The following is a 2219-nucleotide window of genomic DNA, read 5'->3' on the forward strand; positions in this document are numbered from 1 at the left end:
TCGGGGCGGCCGCTCATGGTGTGCATCTGTTCCTTGATGAGTTGGTGGAGGAGTGGCGCGAGCTGGCAGATGTTGTCGCTGAGCGTGCGGTGACGATGGGTTTCGTACCCGATGGACAGAGCTCGGCGGTGGCGGCCGGGTCGCGGGTTGAACCTGTGGAGGTGCGGTCGCTGGCCGATCATGCGGTGGTCTGGGAGCTGGGCCGGAGGGTGGCGGCGGTGGCTGAGCGGATCCGGGCGCGGCTCGAGTCGATCGGGGCGGCGGATCTGGTGACGCAGGACGTACTGGTCAGGGTGGTCGGGGCGTTGGAGAAGCAGCAGTGGATGTTGCGGATGCAGCTTGGTGAGAAGGCCTGATGGCTGTCACCAGAGGGTTCGTCGGCCGACGTACTGCGGATTCTTCGCGAGTACCGCCCGGGCAGTACCTCACGCGGGACTTCCCGGTGTTGTCGGCCGGTCCGACCCCGTACACGCCGTTGGACGCATGGGACTTTACGATCCGTGGAGCCGTCGACAAGCCGGTCTCGTGGTCGTGGACCGATTTCCAGGCATTGCCGCGCGAGACGTTCACCGTCGACATCCACTGCGTGACGAAGTGGACGAGGTTGGACATGGTCTGGTCGGGAGTGTCTCTCGACACCTTCCTGGACGCGACGCCGACTCAGGCGGCCTATGCCTTGGCGTTCTCCGACGGCGGCTACACCACAAACCTGCCGCTGGCGGACCTGCGCGGTCGGAAAGCCTGGATCGTCGACGAGTACGACGGGCGCCCGCTTGATCCAGAGCATGGCGGGCCGGCGCGACTGCTGGTACCGCACCTGTACTTCTGGAAGAGCGCGAAGTGGATCCGTGGTCTGGAGTTGCGCACCACCGATCAACCCGGCTTCTGGGAGATGTTCGGCTATCACAACTATGGAGACCCGTGGAAAGAGGAGCGCTACTACGGCGACTGACGTGGCAGACAGGCACGGTGATCTCGACGACCTTCGAGACTCCGCGGGTGAAGACCATCACCCTCGCCGTGCCCGATTGGCCCGGGCATCGCGCAGGTCAGCACGTGGATGTGCGGCTGACAGCGCCGGACGGGTATCAGACGGAACGGAGCTATTCGATCGCGTCGGCGCCGGAGGACGAGTACCTGTCGCTCACCGTCGAGCGACTCGACGACGGCGAGGTTTCGCCTTATCTGGTGGACGAGTTGCGAGCAGGCGACGAGCTCGAGTTCCGTGGTCCGGTCGGCGGGCATTTCGTCTGGGACGACGACCTCGGTGGTCCGTTGTTCCTGCTCGGTGGGGGATCCGGCATGGTCCCCCTGCGGGCGATGCTCCGGCATCATCGCGCGATCGGCAGCCGGGTGCCTGTCCGGGTACTGTGCTCGGCGCGCTCGCTGGAGTCGCTGATCTATGGTGACGAGCTGATGGAGATGGCGGCGTGCGATCTCATTGATGTCTCGATCACGTTGACCCGTGAGGCCCCCAGTAGCTGGCGTGGCTACCGCGGACGCATCGACCCGATGCTTTTGGGCATGGCCGGGTGGGCGGCCGATCAGATGCCACTCACGTATATCTGCGGACCGACCGCGTTTGTCGAGACGGCAGCGGCCGGCCTCGTGGCGTTGGGGTACGACGCGGCGCGGATCCGGACCGAACGATTCGGCGGGACAGGAGTGTGATGGAGATGGGACCTCTCGACGGCAATGCGATGGCGGGCGTCATGCATGACCTCTTCGCACGAGACATGACGACCATGGGCTACAAGTTCGCGTGTTGTGGCCGTACCGGTGTCATGGCGGAGATGGTCGTGTACATGTCAGGGCCCGGCACGGTGGCGCGATGCAGGGACTGCGACACGATTCTGCTGATGCTCACCGAACGCCATGGGATGTACTGCGTCGACTTGCCCGGGATGCCACAGACCGCGCATGGCCGCACCACCTTCACTGTGAAAGGCGCCTGATGACTATCCAGCATCCGCCCGACCCGACCGCCGCCGAGACGGCGAAGCATTTGCCGCCGGCGATCACTAAGTACCTGCGGGAGGCGGATCCTCAGCACAAGGCGAATGCTCACGACCTGCTGGCCGCCTTCGCCACCGACGCCACGGTGATCGACGACGACGGCACCGCCTACACCGGTCACGACGAGATCCACCGCTGGCGGGAGAGCGAGACCAGCGAGTACGCCTATACGGTCGAGGTCAGCCACGTCGAGAAGTTCGACG

Annotated in this window: 4 protein-coding genes and 1 pseudogene; all 5 read left to right on the forward strand. The window is 65.1% G+C overall.

Features of this window, described 5'->3' with window-relative positions; translation table 11 throughout:
• A partial coding sequence (locus AB0E63_RS46360) for a ferritin-like domain-containing protein (protein WP_360381295.1) occupies positions 1–356 on the forward strand: 356 nt, incomplete at its 5' end.
• A complete protein-coding gene (locus AB0E63_RS46365; protein ID WP_360381298.1) occupies positions 356–952 on the forward strand; it encodes a sulfite oxidase-like oxidoreductase in 597 nt (198 codons plus the stop codon). The genes AB0E63_RS46360 and AB0E63_RS46365, both read left to right, overlap by 1 nt.
• Before the next feature lie 47 nt (positions 953–999).
• Positions 1000–1671 (forward strand): FAD-binding oxidoreductase, encoded by a 672-nt coding sequence (locus AB0E63_RS46370; RefSeq protein WP_360381301.1) that lies wholly within the window; start codon positions 1000–1002, stop codon positions 1669–1671.
• Positions 1671–1955 (forward strand): DUF6510 family protein, encoded by a 285-nt coding sequence (locus AB0E63_RS46375; protein WP_360381303.1) that lies wholly within the window; start codon positions 1671–1673, stop codon positions 1953–1955. Before AB0E63_RS46370 ends, AB0E63_RS46375 begins: the two co-directional genes overlap by 1 nt.
• A pseudogene (locus AB0E63_RS46380) lies at positions 1955–2219 on the forward strand (hypothetical protein); the annotation flags it as partial. The gene AB0E63_RS46375 and the pseudogene AB0E63_RS46380, both read left to right, overlap by 1 nt.

Source organism: Kribbella sp. NPDC026596 (genome assembly GCF_040638415.1).
Taxonomy (GTDB): domain Bacteria; phylum Actinomycetota; class Actinomycetes; order Propionibacteriales; family Kribbellaceae; genus Kribbella.

Coding starts and splice junctions, on each gene's coding strand:
- AB0E63_RS46365 (WP_360381298.1), top strand. CDS start 356: ATGGCTGTCACCAGAGGGTTCGTCGGCCGACGTACTGCGGATTCTTCG.
- AB0E63_RS46375 (WP_360381303.1), top strand. CDS start 1,671: ATGGAGATGGGACCTCTCGACGGCAATGCGATGGCGGGCGTCATGCAT.